This is a genomic window from Rhizobium ecuadorense (genome assembly GCF_001187535.1).
Classification (GTDB): domain Bacteria; phylum Pseudomonadota; class Alphaproteobacteria; order Rhizobiales; family Rhizobiaceae; genus Rhizobium; species Rhizobium ecuadorense.
Genome location: NZ_LFIO01000170.1, coordinates 1 through 299, shown reverse-complemented (window position 1 = coordinate 299; position 299 = coordinate 1). Strand labels below are relative to the sequence as shown.

Genomic DNA, 299 nt, shown 5'->3' with positions numbered 1-299 from the left:
CGCTTGTCGGGATAGAGAGCGACGATCTTTGCGTCGTCAGTTTCGAGGCCGGGCAGGACCTGCCGGAGGCGCCCGGCGAGGAGATCATCGGCGACGAGAAAATCGGGAAGGAGGGCAATCCCTAGTCCCGCCAGGGCGGCGTCGCGGATCGCCTCTGCGCTGTCGAGCCTCAGACGGCTGCGCCCTTGCGCTTTGACCCAGGGACCGCCTTCCCCGCGAAAGCGCCAGCCCTGCCTTTGATTGCGGCTGGCAAAGATCAGGCAGTCGTGGGCCGTGATATCGTCGATATCACCCGGCTC

At 65.6% G+C, this 299-nt stretch carries 1 protein-coding gene; it reads right to left on the bottom strand.

Annotated elements, in window-relative coordinates; all coding sequences use genetic code 11:
• Positions 1-299, bottom strand: a 299-nt coding sequence (locus tag AF337_RS04530; RefSeq protein ID WP_244471183.1) for a LysR substrate-binding domain-containing protein, incomplete at both ends; no start/stop codon positions are given.